Genomic DNA, 13,188 nt, shown 5'->3' on the forward strand with positions numbered 1-13,188 from the left:
ATCGCAATGACCCGGGAACGTGAGGTCGTCGCGGCCGCGGTGATCCGGAACGGGCGACTGCTGCTCGCACAGCGCACGCGGCCCCCGGAGCTGGCCGGTCTGTGGGAACTGCCCGGCGGCAAGGTCGAACCCGACGAGACGCCCGCGGACGCGGTCCGTCGCGAACTGCGCGAGGAATTGGGCGTCGAGGCGATCGCGGGCGAGCGGGTCGGGAAGGACGTCCCGCTGCGCGACGGTCTGGTGCTGCGTGCCTACCGCGCCGAGCTCGTCAGCGGGACACCTCGAGCGCTCGACCACGCGGCGCTGTGCTGGGTGGACGCGCGGGAACTGCTCGAGATCGCGCTCGTCGACAACGATCGCGGCTGGTTGCCGGAACTCGTGGCGCTGCTCGGCAGGTGACGGCCGGCTTCAGGCGGCGCGGGCCTTCTTCAGGCCCTTCTTCAGTTCCTTCTTGGTCGCGCCCTCGTTCTCGAGCTTCTTCATGCGCATGATCACGACCGGGCATTTGAGGCAACGCGTCTTCTTCCGGCAGCACTTCTTCTTGGGCTTGAGACCAGAGACCTTGCTGGCCTTCACCTTTCCCTTGCCCATGTGCGAGCCCGGCCTTCCTCCCGTATGCGGCGCGGGATCGCTGCCGCACGGAGTTAGCGTACCCTCATCCGGCCGATGCGCACAGCGATGTGCACAGGTGGCCCGGCGCCGGATCCGGGCCACCTGTCGGTCCGACACCCGTCAGCGTCCGTGCAGTGGATAGTTGCCACGCACCATGTACGACGGGTCGGTGGCCTCCTCGAGCCGGCGCGGCGCCCGCAGGGTGGGCGCGTCGTGCGTGCGCGGCGGCGTCGTCTAGCGCCGTCGGCATCATCGACGAGTCGATGCCGGGCGTGCACCGGGCGCGAGCGCGACGTCGTCGCGAACGTGCTGCAAGGGGCGACCATGCGGAGATCGCGAAGAGGCTGCACCTGTCGCCGTATACGGTCCAGGACCACCTCGAATTGGTGTTCGACAAGGCCGGGTGTCGAGCCGCCGCGAGCTGGCGTCGCAGGTGTTCTTCGATCGCTGCGCGCCGCGGATCGGCGGTCGGCTGGCGCCCTTCGGGTGGTTCGTACAGGACCCCTGACGGGGTAGTGGTGCAGATCACTATCGCCTGGTCAGGGGTGCTGTTCGCGGGCCGCGATGCGGGAAGTAGCAGTGCGGGCGGGTAGGGTATTCGCTGGCCGCAATCCCTTCGTTCGGTGCAAATGTCGTGATCATTCACGCGACGTTCGGTGCCCTGGGGTCGCGAATGGAATCACGCATGCGCGCAGCGGCAGCCATTAGCCGTGCGACACCTACCTCGCGTGGCCCCGTCAGCAGCCAGGAGAACGCCCCGCGTGAGCACCACCAATTTCCGTAACGTCGCCATCGTCGCGCACGTCGACCATGGCAAGACCACCCTCGTCGACGCCATGCTGCGCCAGTCCGGCGCCTTCGCCGAGCGGGCCGAGCTGGTCGACCGCGTCATGGACTCCGGTGACCTCGAACGCGAGAAGGGCATCACCATCCTCGCGAAGAACACCGCCGTCCACCGCCACAACGCCGACGGCACCGTCACCGTCATCAACGTCATCGACACCCCCGGTCACGCCGACTTCGGCGGCGAGGTCGAGCGCGGTCTGTCGATGGTCGACGGCGTCGTCCTGCTCGTCGACGCGTCCGAGGGCCCGCTGCCGCAGACCCGCTTCGTGCTGCGCAAGGCGCTCGCCGCGTCGCTGCCGGTCATCATCGTCGTGAACAAGACGGACCGCCCCGACGCCCGCATCGAAGAGGTCGTCACCGAGGCGCAGGACCTGCTCCTCGACCTGGCGTCCGACCTCGACGACGAGGCCGCCGCGGCCGCCGAGGCGCTGCTGGACCTGCCGGTCCTGTACGCGTCGGGCCGTGAGGGCAAGGCGTCGATGAACCGTCCCGAGGACGGCCAGGCACCCGACACCGAGAACCTCGATGTCCTGTTCAACGTCCTCATGGAGCACGTGCCGGCGCCCAAGGGCGATTCCGCCGCGCCACTGCAGGCCCACGTCACCAACCTCGACGCCTCCGACTTCCTCGGCCGGCTCGCGCTGGTCCGTATCCACAACGGCGAGCTGCGCAAGGGCCAGAACGTCGCGTGGATGCACTCCGACGGCGTGAAGAACGTCAAGATCACCGAGCTGCTGAAGACGGTCGGCGTCAACCGTGAGCCCGGCGAGGTTGCCGTCGCCGGTGACATCGTCGCCGTCGCAGGTATCCCGGAGATCATGATCGGTGACACCCTCGCCGACATCGAGAACCCGGTCGCCCTCCCGACGATCACTGTCGACGAGCCCGCGATCTCCGTGGTCATCGGCACCAACACGTCGCCGCTCGTGGGCCGTGTCAAGGGTCACAAGCTGACCGCCCGCATGGTCAAGACCCGCCTGGACTCCGAGCTGATCGGCAACGTGTCGCTGCGTGTGCTCGACATCGGTCGCCCCGACGCGTGGGAGGTGCAGGGCCGTGGCGAGCTGGCGCTGGCCATCCTCGTCGAGCAGATGCGTCGTGAGGGCTTCGAGCTCACGGTCGGCAAGCCTCAGGTGGTCACCAAGCACGTCGACGGCAAGCTGCACGAGCCTTTCGAGGAGCTGACGATCGACACCCCCGAGGAGCACCTCGGCGCGATCACCCAGCTGCTGGCCAACCGCAAGGGCAAGATGGTCCAGATGACGAACCACGGCACCGGCTGGGTTCGCATGGAGTTCATCGTCCCGTCGCGCGGCCTGATCGGTTTCCGCACCGACTTCCTCACCGAGACCCGCGGCACCGGCATCGCCAACGCCGTCTCGCACGGCTACGCCCCGTGGGCCGGCGAGATCCGCGCACGCCACACCGGCTCGCTGGTCTCCGACCGCACCGGCTCGGTGACCCCGTTCGCGATGATCCAGCTCGCCGACCGCGGCACCTTCTTCGTGGATCCGGGCTCGGACACCTACGAGGGCATGGTCGTGGGCATCAACCCGCGTGCCGAGGACCTCGACATCAATGTCACCAAGGAGAAGAAGCTCACCAACATGCGCTCGGCGACCGCCGACGCCACGGAGACCCTCGCGAAGCCGATCGAGCTGACGCTCGAGGCCGCGATGGAGTTCTGCGCCGCAGACGAGTGCGTCGAGGTCACTCCCGAGGTCGTCCGCGTGCGCAAGCTGCACCTGTCGCAGACCGACCGCGCGCGCGAGCGTTCGCGCGCGAAGTCGCGTGACAAGGCCGCACTGTAAGTGCGTGACGCGTTCCGTGCGCGTTGTGCGAGGCTGAACCCTCGCGCAACGCGCACGGCCGTACAGGCCGCATTCGGAGGGGAGGACCGGTAGTGGCGCTGCACTGGAACGCGGCGGCGACGAGTCGGCGCGTCGTCGGAGCCGTCGCGCTCGGCGCGGTGCTGGCGGTCGCCGCCTGCACCGCCAACCCGCCACCGCCGGTGGAGAGCACCGACAGCCCCAAGCCGACGACGACCGTGCCCACCAAGAACACCGTCGTCGTCGCGATCGACGACGTCGGCATCGGCTTCAATCCGCACCTGCTGGCGGACCAGTCACCCGTCAACTCCGCGGTGAGCTCGCTGGTGCTGCCCAGCCCGTTCCGGCCGGTGCTGGACCCGGCGCGCCCGGGTGTCACCGATTGGGTGCTCGATCCGTCGGTGCTGGTGTCGGCGACGGTGAATCCGCCGACGCCCGAGGTGCCGTCGTCGATCACCTACCAGCTCCGCAACGAGGCGCAGTGGTCCGACGGTGCGCCGATCGCGGCGGAGGATTTCCGCTACCTGTGGCAGCAGATGATCAGCCAGCCCGGGGTCGTCGATCCGGCCGGTTACGGGTTGATCGACGACGTCGAATCCTCGGGCGGCGGCAAGACCGTGACCGTGACGCTGTCCGCGCCGTATCCGGCGTGGCGGGAACTGTTCACGGATCTGCTGCCGTCGCACCTGGTCAAGGACTCGCCCGGTGGCTTCGCGCGCGCCCTGGCCGACAACATCCCGGTGTCGGGCGGGCGGTTCCACATCAAGTCCGTCGACCGTGGCCGCGACGAGCTGCTGCTCGAGCGCAACGACCGGTTCTGGGACACCCCGGCCAAGCCCGACCAGATCCTGATGCGCCGCGGTGGGTCGCCCGCGCAGCTCGCCGACTCGATGCGGTCGGGGGATGCGCAGGTCGCGCGCGTGCACGGCGGCGCCGCGACGTTGGCGCAGCTGTCGGTGATCCCCGACGTGCGCACGGGCACCGAGCTGCAGCCGCGGGTGCTGTCGATGACGTTGAACGGGCGCGTCCCCGAACTCGCCGACGTGCAGGTACGCAAGGGGCTCCTGGGCCTGCTCGACGCGAACCTGCTCGCGACCGTGGGCGCGGGCAGCGAGTCGTCGGCCGCGCCGGCGCGCGCGCAGGTGCTGGCACCGTCCGATCCCGGCTACGCGCCGACGGCCCCGCCGCACCCGACCCGCGAGCAGGCGTCGGGGATGCTGGCCGCCGGGGGCTACCAGCTGGTTCCGAACGTCACCGAGGGCGCCGATCCGGAGACCGTCACGCAGGGCCGGATGATGCGTGGCGACGCGCAGTTGACGATGTTGATCGGCGCGCCGGAGAACGACGACACCGCGATCGCCGTCGCGAACACGGTCGCCGACCAGTGGCGTGGCGCGGGGATCGCGGCGTCGGTCCGGGCGTTGCGCGCGGAGGACCTCTACGGCGACGCGTTGTCGTCCGGGCGGGTCGATGCGCTGGTCGGATGGGAGCAGGCCGGCTCGGATCCCGCGACGTCGCTCGCGTCCCGGTTCGGTTGCCTGCCGACGACGCTGCCGAACGCGACTCCGGAGCCGGGAGCGGACTCGTCGTCGGTGCCTGACGCGCCGAAGCGCCGGGCCCCCAGCAACCTGTCGGGGCTGTGCGATCCGACGCTGCAGCCCATGATCGACGACGCGCTGCGTGGCCGTGCCGACACGGTCCGGGTGATCGCCGACGCCGAGCCGCGGCTGTGGGACCTGGCGGTGACGCTGCCGGTGCTGCAGGACAACACCGTGGTCGCCGCGGGCCCCGGCGCGGAGGGTGTCGCCTTGACCGGTCCGGTGCAGGTCGGGATCTTCGCGGACGCCGCGACGTGGACCCGCACGTCGAAGTGAGTGAGGTGGAGCAGCCGTGGTGAGCGGTCGACGCATCCTGTTCGTGCATGCGCATCCCGATGACGAAACCCTGACCACGGGCGGCACGATCGCCCGGTGCGCCGCCGACGGCGCCGAGGTCACGGTGCTCACCTGCACCCTCGGCGAGGAGGGTGAGGTGATCGGCGATCGGTGGGCCGGTCTGGTCGCCGACGGCGCCGACCAGCTGGGCGGTTACCGCATCCTCGAACTGACCCGGGCGCTGCGCGCGTTGGGTGCGTCGGCGCCGCGGTTCCTCGGCGGTGCCGGTCGCTGGCGGGACTCGGGCATGGCGGGGACGCCGTCGGCCCGCAATCCGCGCGCGTTCGTGAACGCCGACCCGGAGGAGGTGGTGGGCGCGCTCGTCGCGGTGATCCGGGAACTGCGCCCCGACGTGGTCGTGACCTACGACCCGGTCGGTGGCTACGGCCATCCCGACCACGTCCAGGTACACCGGTTCACGACCGCGGCCGTGGAGGCCGCGGGCACGGACGCCTTCCCCGACGCGGGCGCCCCGTGGGAGGTCGCGAAGTTCTACTGGACGGTGACCGAGCACAGCGCGCTCGAGACGCTCGTCTCGGCGATCGACGAGATTCCCTCAGGGTGGCGGTTGCCGGAACCGGGTGAGCTGCCGAGCGTGCCGGACGCCGACGTGACCGCCGTGGTGGACGTCTCGGGCGTGATCGACGCCAAGATCGCGGCGCTGCGCGCCCACGAGACGCAGGTGACGGTGGCTCCGTCGGCCTCGGAGTTTGCGCTGTCCAACGATGTCGTCCAGCCGATCCTCACGGAGGAGCACTTCGTGCTGGTCCGTGGGCAGGCCGGTCCGGTCGACGAGAACGGCCGCGAGCGTGATCTCTTCGGCAGGATTTCCTGACCGGTCCCCGTATGCTGTGACCTACGCCACATCGTGGGGGTCCGATCGTCGGCGTCTCGGGTTGTCGATCGGGAGGGGCCGACGCATGTACAACTGGGACGTCCAGAACGCGATCGTCGCGTTCGTGGACAGCTTGCGGCCGATGTCGCAGTACTACCACGATCTCTACTACGGCTCGCTGTATTCGTTCGCGGACCAGCAGAGCGAGTTGCTGACGATGCTCGGGTATCCGCCGGTGCCGTGACACCACCCCGATGTCGCGGGCACGACGAGCATGCCGGACGATCGAAGGTATGACCGCCCCGAGCCTCGCCGCCGACACGCCGACCACTGCCGAGTCCCGCACGACTCTGGCGCTGCTGACGTTCGACGGGTTCCTGTGCGCGATCCTGTCGGTCCTGTTCCTGCCCGCGTACATCGGGACGACGCCGTTCCCGGTGACGATCCTGGTGGCCGCGGTGGTCAACCTGCTGCTCGTGCTCGGTGCGCGGAAGTTCACCGATCGAGCCCTGCTCGCCGCGTTGCCGCTGTTCGGGTGGCTGCTCGGCTTCGGTGTCTGCACGATCGGCGGGCCGGGTGGCGACGTGCTCGTATTCGAGGACTGGCGGACACTGCTGCTGTTCGTCGCCGCTCTGCTGCCGGGCGGCCTGTTCCTGTTCCGGATGCGCCTCGAGTCGTTGGTGGCGAAAGCCCAGGGCTAGAACCGTGCGCGGGATGGCTGCCCACCCCGCGCACGGCGGCACTACTTGTTGTAGAACGCGGTCACGTCCTCGTTCCCGATCAGATCGGGAACGGTCCAGCCGTCGAGGTCGTATTCGCTCATGAACTGTTCGGCCAGTCCCTTCATCGCGGAGACGTCGCCACGGTTCTCGGCCGCGAACAGCAGTTCGGCCTTCACGTTCTCGTGGTTGCCGGAGTAGTTGCGTTCGTAGAGTTCGTGACGGCCACCGAACTCGGAGCCGATCGAATCCCACAGCGCCTTCATCACCTTCACGCGTTCGACAGCGGTGATGCCGTCGCTGCCCCGCACGTACTTGTCGAGGTAGGGGCGCACGTCGGGATTCTTGAAGTCGGCCGCGCTGGACGGTAGGTAGATCAGTCCGGACGCGACGTCCTGCTCGATGATCTCCTTGATCCGCGGGTAGCCCTGGATCATGAACATCCGGTAGGTGAGGCCGTACTCGAGCTTCGGGATGACGGTGTCGCCGATCCAGGGTTCGGGATTGCGTGCCATCGATTCGCTCAGCGACCAGAACAGGTTGCGCCAGCCGATCACCTCGCCGACCCGCGTCTGGACACCACGGAAGCCGCCGGCCCCGGTGCAGTCGAGCGCCTTCATGAGCAGCCCGGCGATGAAGTCGAGCTTGACCGCGAGACGGGTGCAGCCCTGGAACGTGAACCGCGGCAGGAAGCCGGACTGCGGGAAGAACGCGTTGATCTTCTCGACGTCGCCGTACATGAAGACGTTCTCCCACGGCACCAGCACCTTGTCGAAGATGAAGATGGCGTCGTTCTCGTCCATCCGGCTCGAGAGCGGGTAGTCGAACGGCGAGCCGACGACCGCGGCGTTCTGCGAGTAGGAGGCGCGGGAGATCAGCTTGATGCCCGGTGCATCCATCGGCACCGTGCAGATCAGCGCGTACTCCTTCTTCTTGATCGGCAGGCCGTAGTGCGCGATGAAGTTGTAGTTGGTGATCGCCGATCCGGTCGCGACCACCTTCGCGCCGGACACGATCAGGCCGGCGTCGGTCTCCTTCTCGACCTTCATGAACACGTCGCCCACCTGATCGGGCGGGAGCTGCCGATCCACCGGCGGGTTGATGATCGCGTGGTTCCAGTACAGGACCTTCTCCTGCGACTCCCGGTACCAGCGCTTGGCGTTGTCCTGGAACGGCGCGTACAGCTCGCTGTTGGCGTTGAGGGTGCCGAGGAAGCTGGCCTTGTAGTCGGGGCTGCGGCCCATCCAGCCGTACGTCATGCGCGCCCAGGTCGCGATCGCGTCGCGCTCCTTGATCAGATCCTCGGAGCTGGTGGGGGTCTTGAAGAACGGCATCGTCACGCCACCGTTGCCGGTGTCCGTGGGACAGGTGAGGGTGTCGACGTGCTCACCGGTGTGCAGGGCGTCGTACAGGCGCGCCGTCATCCGGATGGAGTTGCGGAACGCTGGATGGTTCCAGAACTCCTTCACCTTCTCGCCGTGCAGGTAGATCTCGCGCCCGTCCTTGATGGACTCGATGTACTCGTCGCCCGTCATCGGGCGGGAGGCGAAGTTCGCGGTGCGGTTCGCCTCGGAGTCTGCAGCGACGTTCACCTGGGAACGGTCGACTTCCGGGGCGGCGGGGCGGGATTCGGTGGTGGTCATCGTCTCTCCTGGGTGATGGGGATGGGTCAGTTGGCCGCACCGGACAGGTGCATGGGCATGAACGTGGCGGTGGCGTCGAACCAGCCTCGATGCGGATCGTCCATCGATCCGTTCCAGGCCGCGTTCGCGCTCGGCGCGCCGAGGTCGTGAAACGTGCTGCGGTAGAACAGCAATGGGTCGGTGTCGCGGCACTGGGCGTCGACGATCTCGCCGATGAAGATCACGTGGTCGCCGCCGTCGTACTCGCGCCACGGCACGCACGACAGGGTGGCGGCGCTGCCGGCCAGCACCGGCGCGGTCGGCCCCTGGGCCCACACCGGTTCGGGCGACTGTGGACGCCCGGCGAAGTGCAGCGCGACGTCGGTCTGGTCCGCGGCGAGGATGTTGACCGCGAACGGTGCGCCGGACAGGAACGAGCACGCCTTGGACGTGCGGGTCAGCGTGACCTGGCACAGCCGCGGCTCGAGCGAGACTGCGGTGAACGCAGTCACCGTGGCGCCGTGGGGTGTGCCGTCCTCCTTGGCGCAGGTGATGACGGTGACGCCACTTGCGAACTGTCCGAATATGTTTCGCAGTTGACGCGAATCCATGTCGGGCTCCTTGCTGGTGGTCGTTGACTGTGACGGAGACCATAGGCCGATCCGGTTCGGGTCGGCGATCCGCTGAGCGGCCCCGCTATCCGGAATGCGCGGTCGGTTCGACGGTTCGTTGTTGCCAGGGGAGGTGTTCCCGATCACACTGGGGCCGAAGTCCCGATTCGGACGGGGCGGGAAGGTGCGAGGCGATGGTGATGAACGGGACCGCCGATCCTGGTGATTGGGGCGAGGCGGAGAACGTCGTCTCCGATGCGTACTTCCCGCACGACTTGTCGCCGCTGTCGGCGGGGTCGGAGCCGCGCCTGAATCTGCGGGCGACCCGGATCGGCCCGCTACGCCTGGCCCGGATCGGTTGGGGCGCGGAGGTTTCCGTGGACACCGAGCATCCCGGCGGGTATGCGGTGAACATTCCGCTGTCGGGCCGGATCGAATCCGAGAGTGCCGGCGCCGCGGTGGTCTCGGGTGTGGGGACGGCGTCGGTGTTCCGGCCGGACACCCCGGCCGCGATCACGCGGTGGACCGCGGACTGCGAGATCGTCGGCGTCCGGATCGATCGCGGGTACCTGCACCGCGAGATCGCGCGGATTCTCGGACGCCCCGATCGCCGTCTGCCCGATCAGGTGGATCTGTCGACGGCTGCCGGGCAGAACTGGATGGGGTTGCTGAACTCGATCGTCCAGCAGGTGCGGGGCGGTGAGGGGTTGTGGCAGACCCCGGTTGTCGCCGAGCAGCTGTCGGGGGCCATCACCAGTGCGTTCGTGCTGGCGGTGATGCCCGACGACCCCACGTCGTCGCCCCGCCCCCGGATCGTCAAACGGGTGCTCGACCGGATCGACGAGGACCCGGCGCTCGCGTGGACCGCGAGCGACATGGCCGACGTCGCGGGTGTGAGCGTGCGGCGGTTACAGGAGGGGTTCCGCGAGTATCTCGGCATGTGCCCGCGCGACTACCTACTGGACGTGCGGCTCTCGCGGATCCACGACGACTTGGTGGCGGGCGACCCGTCGGTCACGTCCGTGACCGACGTCGCCGTGCGCTGGGGTATCACCCACACCGGACGGTTTGCGGCGGCCTATCGTCGCAAGTACGGGTGTACCCCCTCGATCACGTTGCGTTCCTGATGTTCTCGGGCCGGATCATCCGCGGTGACCGAGGTCGGCGCTCAGGGCCTGCGCGGCCTCGACGACGTACGCCGCGGCGACGTCGCGGAACTGTTCGGGCGTGTGCCGACCGGACGAGGTGGAGCACGCGGTCACCGCCACGACCGCCCCCGACGAGTCGCGGACCGGGGCGGCGAGCGAGATCAGTCCCTCCTCGAGTTCGGCGGCGGTCAGCGCGTACCCCTGCTTGCGCACTCGCGCCAGCTCGGCGCGCAATTCGTCGGGCGTGCCGACGGTCGCCGATGCCAGCTTGTCGAATCGGGACGCGGCGATCACGCGATCGACGGTTTCCGGCGGCGCCCACGCGAGCAGGGCGCGGCCCATCGACGTGGCATAGGCGGGTACTCGGGTTCCGACCGAGACGTTGATGCTCATGATCCGTCGCACGGGCACGCGTGCCGCGTACACCACTTCGGTGCCGTCGAGCACCCCGAGCGATGCCGACTCGCCTGTGTGCTCGGACAGTTCGACGAGCCGCGGCATGGCGGCGTCCGCCAGGCCGTGGGATGCCGTGTAGTGCTGGCCGATGCTCAGGACCCGGGGTGTGAGCGACCAGCGGCTGCCGTTCGCGCTCACGTAGCCGAGCCGCTGCAGGGTCAGGAGGATGCGACGAACCGCCGGCCGCGAAAGTTCGGTCTTGGCTGCCAGTTCCGCCAGCGACGGCTCGGGGTCGTGCTCGTCGAAGGCCAGCAGCACGGCGAATCCCCGTTCGATGCTCTGGATGAAGTCGCGTTCGTCGTGGGCCATCGGCGCTCCTTGCAAGCCTTTCCGTGCCGGCAGGGTGGCCGGCTGTTGACAAAGTGTGTGACTCGACGCACAGTATCTACACGCAGAGCGTGTACGCACTGTGAATTGCGTGTACGCATAGCGTACATCTTGATCGGAGGCGACGGAACCGTCCCTCGATCCCACGATCTCTCGACCGCATCGTCCGAACCCTCGACGAGGAGGATCCATGACCGACATCGACACCGCCGTCGCGACGGCGCACGCGTCCGGCAACGCCGCCACCGACAAGTTCAAGACGGCCCGCGTCTCGTGTGACACGTCGCCCGAGCGTGCTGGTGCCATCTACCGGGACGTACTTAATGCGCTGGGCGAGATCATCCACCGGCACGAGGTGACCTACGACGAGTACCGCGTCCTCAAGCAGTGGGTGATCGACGTCGGCGAATACGGTGAATGGCCGCTGTGGCTGGACGTGTTCGTCGAGCATCAGGTCGAGGACGTCAACTACAGCCGGAACGGCCTGACCGGCACCAAGGGCAGCATCGAGGGGCCGTACTACGTCCCGGACGCGCCCCGGCTTCCGGCCGTGTGCACCCTGCCGATGCGCGAACAGGACCGCCGCGCAACGCCACTGGTGTTCTCCGGGCGGGTGACCGACCTCGACGGTCGCGGACTCGCCGGCGCCACCGTCGAACTGTGGCACGCGGACGAGGACGGTTACTACTCGCAGTTCGCGCCGGACATCCCCGAGTGGAATCTGCGGGGCACCATCGTGTGCGACGACGACGGGCGGTACGAGATCACCACGATTCAGCCTGCGCCCTACCAGATTCCGCACGACGGCCCGACCGGATGGTTCATCGAATCCCACGGTGGCCACCCCTGGCGTCCGGCGCACCTGCATCTGATGGTCAAGGCGCCCGGCCGACTGCCGATCACCACGCAGCTGTACTTCCGCGGCGGGGACTGGGTCGAGACGGATGTCGCGACCGCGGTCAAGCCGGACCTCGTGCTGGATCCGGTGCGGGGTGTGGACGGAGTGGGCAGGGTGGCCTACGACTTCGCGCTCGATCCCGCCCAGTAGTCGTCTGCTTGCGTCGAATCCGTTCTGTGAAGGTGAGTTTCCCGATGTTCGACCCCGATCTCGCGATCGTCTCGATCGAGACGACGATCCTCGACGTGCCGCTGGTTCGTCCACACCGATTCGCCACGACGACGAGCGAGGTGCAGCCGATCCTGCTCGTCGCGATAACCACGGCGGGCGGCGTCACCGGATACGGCGAGGGCGTCGTCCCGGGGGGACCGTGGTGGGGCGGTGAATCCGTCGAGACGATGAAGGCGCTCATCGATCTGCACATCGCGCCCACCCTGATCGGGCGGGGGGTGAACGAGATCGCCGGCATCATGGTCGATCTCGAACGGATCGTCGCGAACGCGCGGTTCGCGAAGGCTGCCGTCGATGTGGCGCTGCACGACGCCTACGCCCGGTGCCTGGGCGTCGGGGTGCACACGCTGCTCGGCGGCGCATTCCGGACCGGTGTCGACGTCCGGTGGGCGCTCGGCGCGGCACCGTCCGCGGAGATCCTGGACGAGGTCGCCGAGAAGATCGAGTCGCGCTCGAACTTCGCCTTCAAGCTCAAGATGGGTGCGCTCGACCCGGCGGTGGACACGGCCCGCGTGGTGCGTGTCGCGCAGGCGCTGGAGGGTCGCGCGGGGGTCAGCATCGACGTCAACGCCCGCTGGGACCGCCTGACCGCACTGCGGTGGGTGCCTGAATTGGTCGACGGCGGAGTGGAACTCGTCGAACAACCGACGCCGGGTGAGCAGCGAGAGGTGCTCGCCGAGATCTCCCGGCGGGTATCCGCGCCCGTCATGGCGGACGAGTCGGCGCACACGCCGTACGACGTGCTCGAGCTCGCGAAGCTCGGCGCAGCCGACGTGATCGCGGTCAAGACGACCAAGTGCGGCGGTCTGCAACGCAGCAAGCAGGTGGTCGCGGTGGCGAAGGCGGCCGGGCTGCGCTGCCACGGGGCCACGTCCATCGAGGGCCCGATCGGCACCGCGGCGTCCATCCACTTCGCGTGTGCCGAGCCCGGGATCGACTACGGCACGGAGCTGTTCGGTCCACAGCTGTTCGCGGTGGAGTTGCTGCAGACGCCGCTCGACTACTCGGAGGGACAGGTGCACCTGCCGGCCGGTCCGGGTCTGGGCGTGGAACTGGACATGGACGTGGTCAAACACCTCGCACGCGACTGAATCCGATACCGATACAGGAGTATCCGCAC

General features: G+C 68.5%; 13 protein-coding genes. 9 read left to right on the plus strand and 4 right to left on the minus strand.

Going from position 1 to position 13,188, the window contains the following annotated elements; all coding sequences use genetic code 11:
• Positions 1-6 precede the first annotated feature (6 nt).
• The gene (locus tag ACQ5DX_RS05090; RefSeq protein WP_430331589.1) at positions 7-399 is read left to right on the plus strand and encodes a (deoxy)nucleoside triphosphate pyrophosphohydrolase; all 393 of its coding nucleotides are present in this window, start codon (positions 7-9) and stop codon (positions 397-399) included.
• Positions 400-408: 9 nt separating this feature from the next.
• Here the strand turns inward: ACQ5DX_RS05090 and ACQ5DX_RS05095 are convergent, their stop codons facing one another.
• Positions 409-591 carry a hypothetical protein gene (locus ACQ5DX_RS05095; RefSeq protein ID WP_005514508.1) on the minus strand — a complete coding sequence of 61 codons (183 nt, stop codon included), beginning with the start codon at positions 589-591 and terminating at the stop codon, positions 409-411.
• A 782-nt stretch (positions 592-1,373) separates the two neighbouring features.
• On the opposite strand from ACQ5DX_RS05095, the gene typA reads away from it, so the two are divergent.
• From typA to ACQ5DX_RS05120, 5 genes are all read left to right on the plus strand, one after another.
• A complete protein-coding gene (typA, locus tag ACQ5DX_RS05100) occupies positions 1,374-3,269 on the plus strand; it encodes a translational GTPase TypA (protein ID WP_430331590.1) in 1,896 nt (631 codons plus the stop codon).
• Positions 3,270-3,361: 92 nt separating this feature from the next.
• Entirely contained in the window at positions 3,362-5,161 is a 1,800-nt protein-coding gene (locus tag ACQ5DX_RS05105; protein WP_430331591.1) for an ABC transporter family substrate-binding protein, read from the plus strand.
• A gap of 19 nt (positions 5,162-5,180) precedes the next feature.
• A complete protein-coding gene (mshB, locus tag ACQ5DX_RS05110; RefSeq protein WP_430331592.1) occupies positions 5,181-6,056 on the plus strand; it encodes an N-acetyl-1-D-myo-inositol-2-amino-2-deoxy-alpha-D-glucopyranoside deacetylase in 876 nt (291 codons plus the stop codon).
• Between the two features lie 85 nt (positions 6,057-6,141).
• Entirely contained in the window at positions 6,142-6,300 is a 159-nt protein-coding gene (locus ACQ5DX_RS05115; RefSeq protein WP_430331593.1) for a hypothetical protein, read from the plus strand.
• A gap of 49 nt (positions 6,301-6,349) precedes the next feature.
• A complete protein-coding gene (locus ACQ5DX_RS05120; RefSeq protein ID WP_430331594.1) occupies positions 6,350-6,757 on the plus strand; it encodes a hypothetical protein in 408 nt (135 codons plus the stop codon).
• 41 nt (positions 6,758-6,798) lie between these two features.
• Here the strand turns inward: ACQ5DX_RS05120 and ACQ5DX_RS05125 are convergent, their stop codons facing one another.
• Positions 6,799-8,418, minus strand: a complete 1,620-nt coding sequence (locus ACQ5DX_RS05125) for a 4-hydroxyphenylacetate 3-hydroxylase family protein (protein WP_430331595.1) — start codon at positions 8,416-8,418, stop codon at positions 6,799-6,801.
• A 26-nt stretch (positions 8,419-8,444) separates the two neighbouring features.
• On the minus strand, positions 8,445-9,008 hold the full coding sequence (locus ACQ5DX_RS05130; RefSeq protein WP_430331596.1) for a flavin reductase family protein: 564 nt from the start codon (positions 9,006-9,008) through the stop codon (positions 8,445-8,447).
• A gap of 200 nt (positions 9,009-9,208) precedes the next feature.
• On the opposite strand from ACQ5DX_RS05130, the gene ACQ5DX_RS05135 reads away from it, so the two are divergent.
• Positions 9,209-10,135 (plus strand): AraC family transcriptional regulator, encoded by a 927-nt coding sequence (locus ACQ5DX_RS05135; RefSeq protein WP_430335548.1) that lies wholly within the window; start codon positions 9,209-9,211, stop codon positions 10,133-10,135.
• A 15-nt stretch (positions 10,136-10,150) separates the two neighbouring features.
• Here ACQ5DX_RS05135 and ACQ5DX_RS05140 read toward each other — a convergent pair whose 3' ends face one another.
• On the minus strand, positions 10,151-10,921 hold the full coding sequence (locus ACQ5DX_RS05140; protein ID WP_430331597.1) for an IclR family transcriptional regulator domain-containing protein: 771 nt from the start codon (positions 10,919-10,921) through the stop codon (positions 10,151-10,153).
• 208 nt (positions 10,922-11,129) lie between these two features.
• Between ACQ5DX_RS05140 and catA the strand changes: the two genes are divergently transcribed.
• Together catA and ACQ5DX_RS05150 are read left to right on the plus strand one after the other, a co-directional pair.
• Complete coding sequence (gene catA / locus ACQ5DX_RS05145) at positions 11,130-11,987, plus strand: catechol 1,2-dioxygenase (RefSeq protein ID WP_430331598.1); 858 nt, start codon at positions 11,130-11,132, stop codon at positions 11,985-11,987.
• A gap of 44 nt (positions 11,988-12,031) precedes the next feature.
• A complete protein-coding gene (locus ACQ5DX_RS05150; RefSeq protein WP_430331599.1) occupies positions 12,032-13,159 on the plus strand; it encodes a muconate/chloromuconate family cycloisomerase in 1,128 nt (375 codons plus the stop codon).
• Positions 13,160-13,188: the final 29 nt, after the last annotated feature.

This window comes from Rhodococcus sp. ACT016 (genome assembly GCF_050477185.1).
GTDB lineage: Bacteria > Actinomycetota > Actinomycetes > Mycobacteriales > Mycobacteriaceae > Prescottella.

Coding starts and splice junctions, on each gene's coding strand:
- ACQ5DX_RS05135 (WP_430335548.1), top strand. CDS start 9,209: ATGAACGGGACCGCCGATCCTGGTGATTGGGGCGAGGCGGAGAACGTC.
- catA (WP_430331598.1), top strand. CDS start 11,130: ATGACCGACATCGACACCGCCGTCGCGACGGCGCACGCGTCCGGCAAC.
- ACQ5DX_RS05115 (WP_430331593.1), top strand. CDS start 6,142: ATGTACAACTGGGACGTCCAGAACGCGATCGTCGCGTTCGTGGACAGC.
- ACQ5DX_RS05095 (WP_005514508.1), bottom strand. CDS start 591: ATGGGCAAGGGAAAGGTGAAGGCCAGCAAGGTCTCTGGTCTCAAGCCC.
- ACQ5DX_RS05150 (WP_430331599.1), top strand. CDS start 12,032: ATGTTCGACCCCGATCTCGCGATCGTCTCGATCGAGACGACGATCCTC.
- ACQ5DX_RS05130 (WP_430331596.1), bottom strand. CDS start 9,008: ATGGATTCGCGTCAACTGCGAAACATATTCGGACAGTTCGCAAGTGGC.
- ACQ5DX_RS05120 (WP_430331594.1), top strand. CDS start 6,350: ATGACCGCCCCGAGCCTCGCCGCCGACACGCCGACCACTGCCGAGTCC.
- ACQ5DX_RS05125 (WP_430331595.1), bottom strand. CDS start 8,418: ATGACCACCACCGAATCCCGCCCCGCCGCCCCGGAAGTCGACCGTTCC.
- ACQ5DX_RS05090 (WP_430331589.1), top strand. CDS start 7: ATGACCCGGGAACGTGAGGTCGTCGCGGCCGCGGTGATCCGGAACGGG.
- ACQ5DX_RS05140 (WP_430331597.1), bottom strand. CDS start 10,921: ATGGCCCACGACGAACGCGACTTCATCCAGAGCATCGAACGGGGATTC.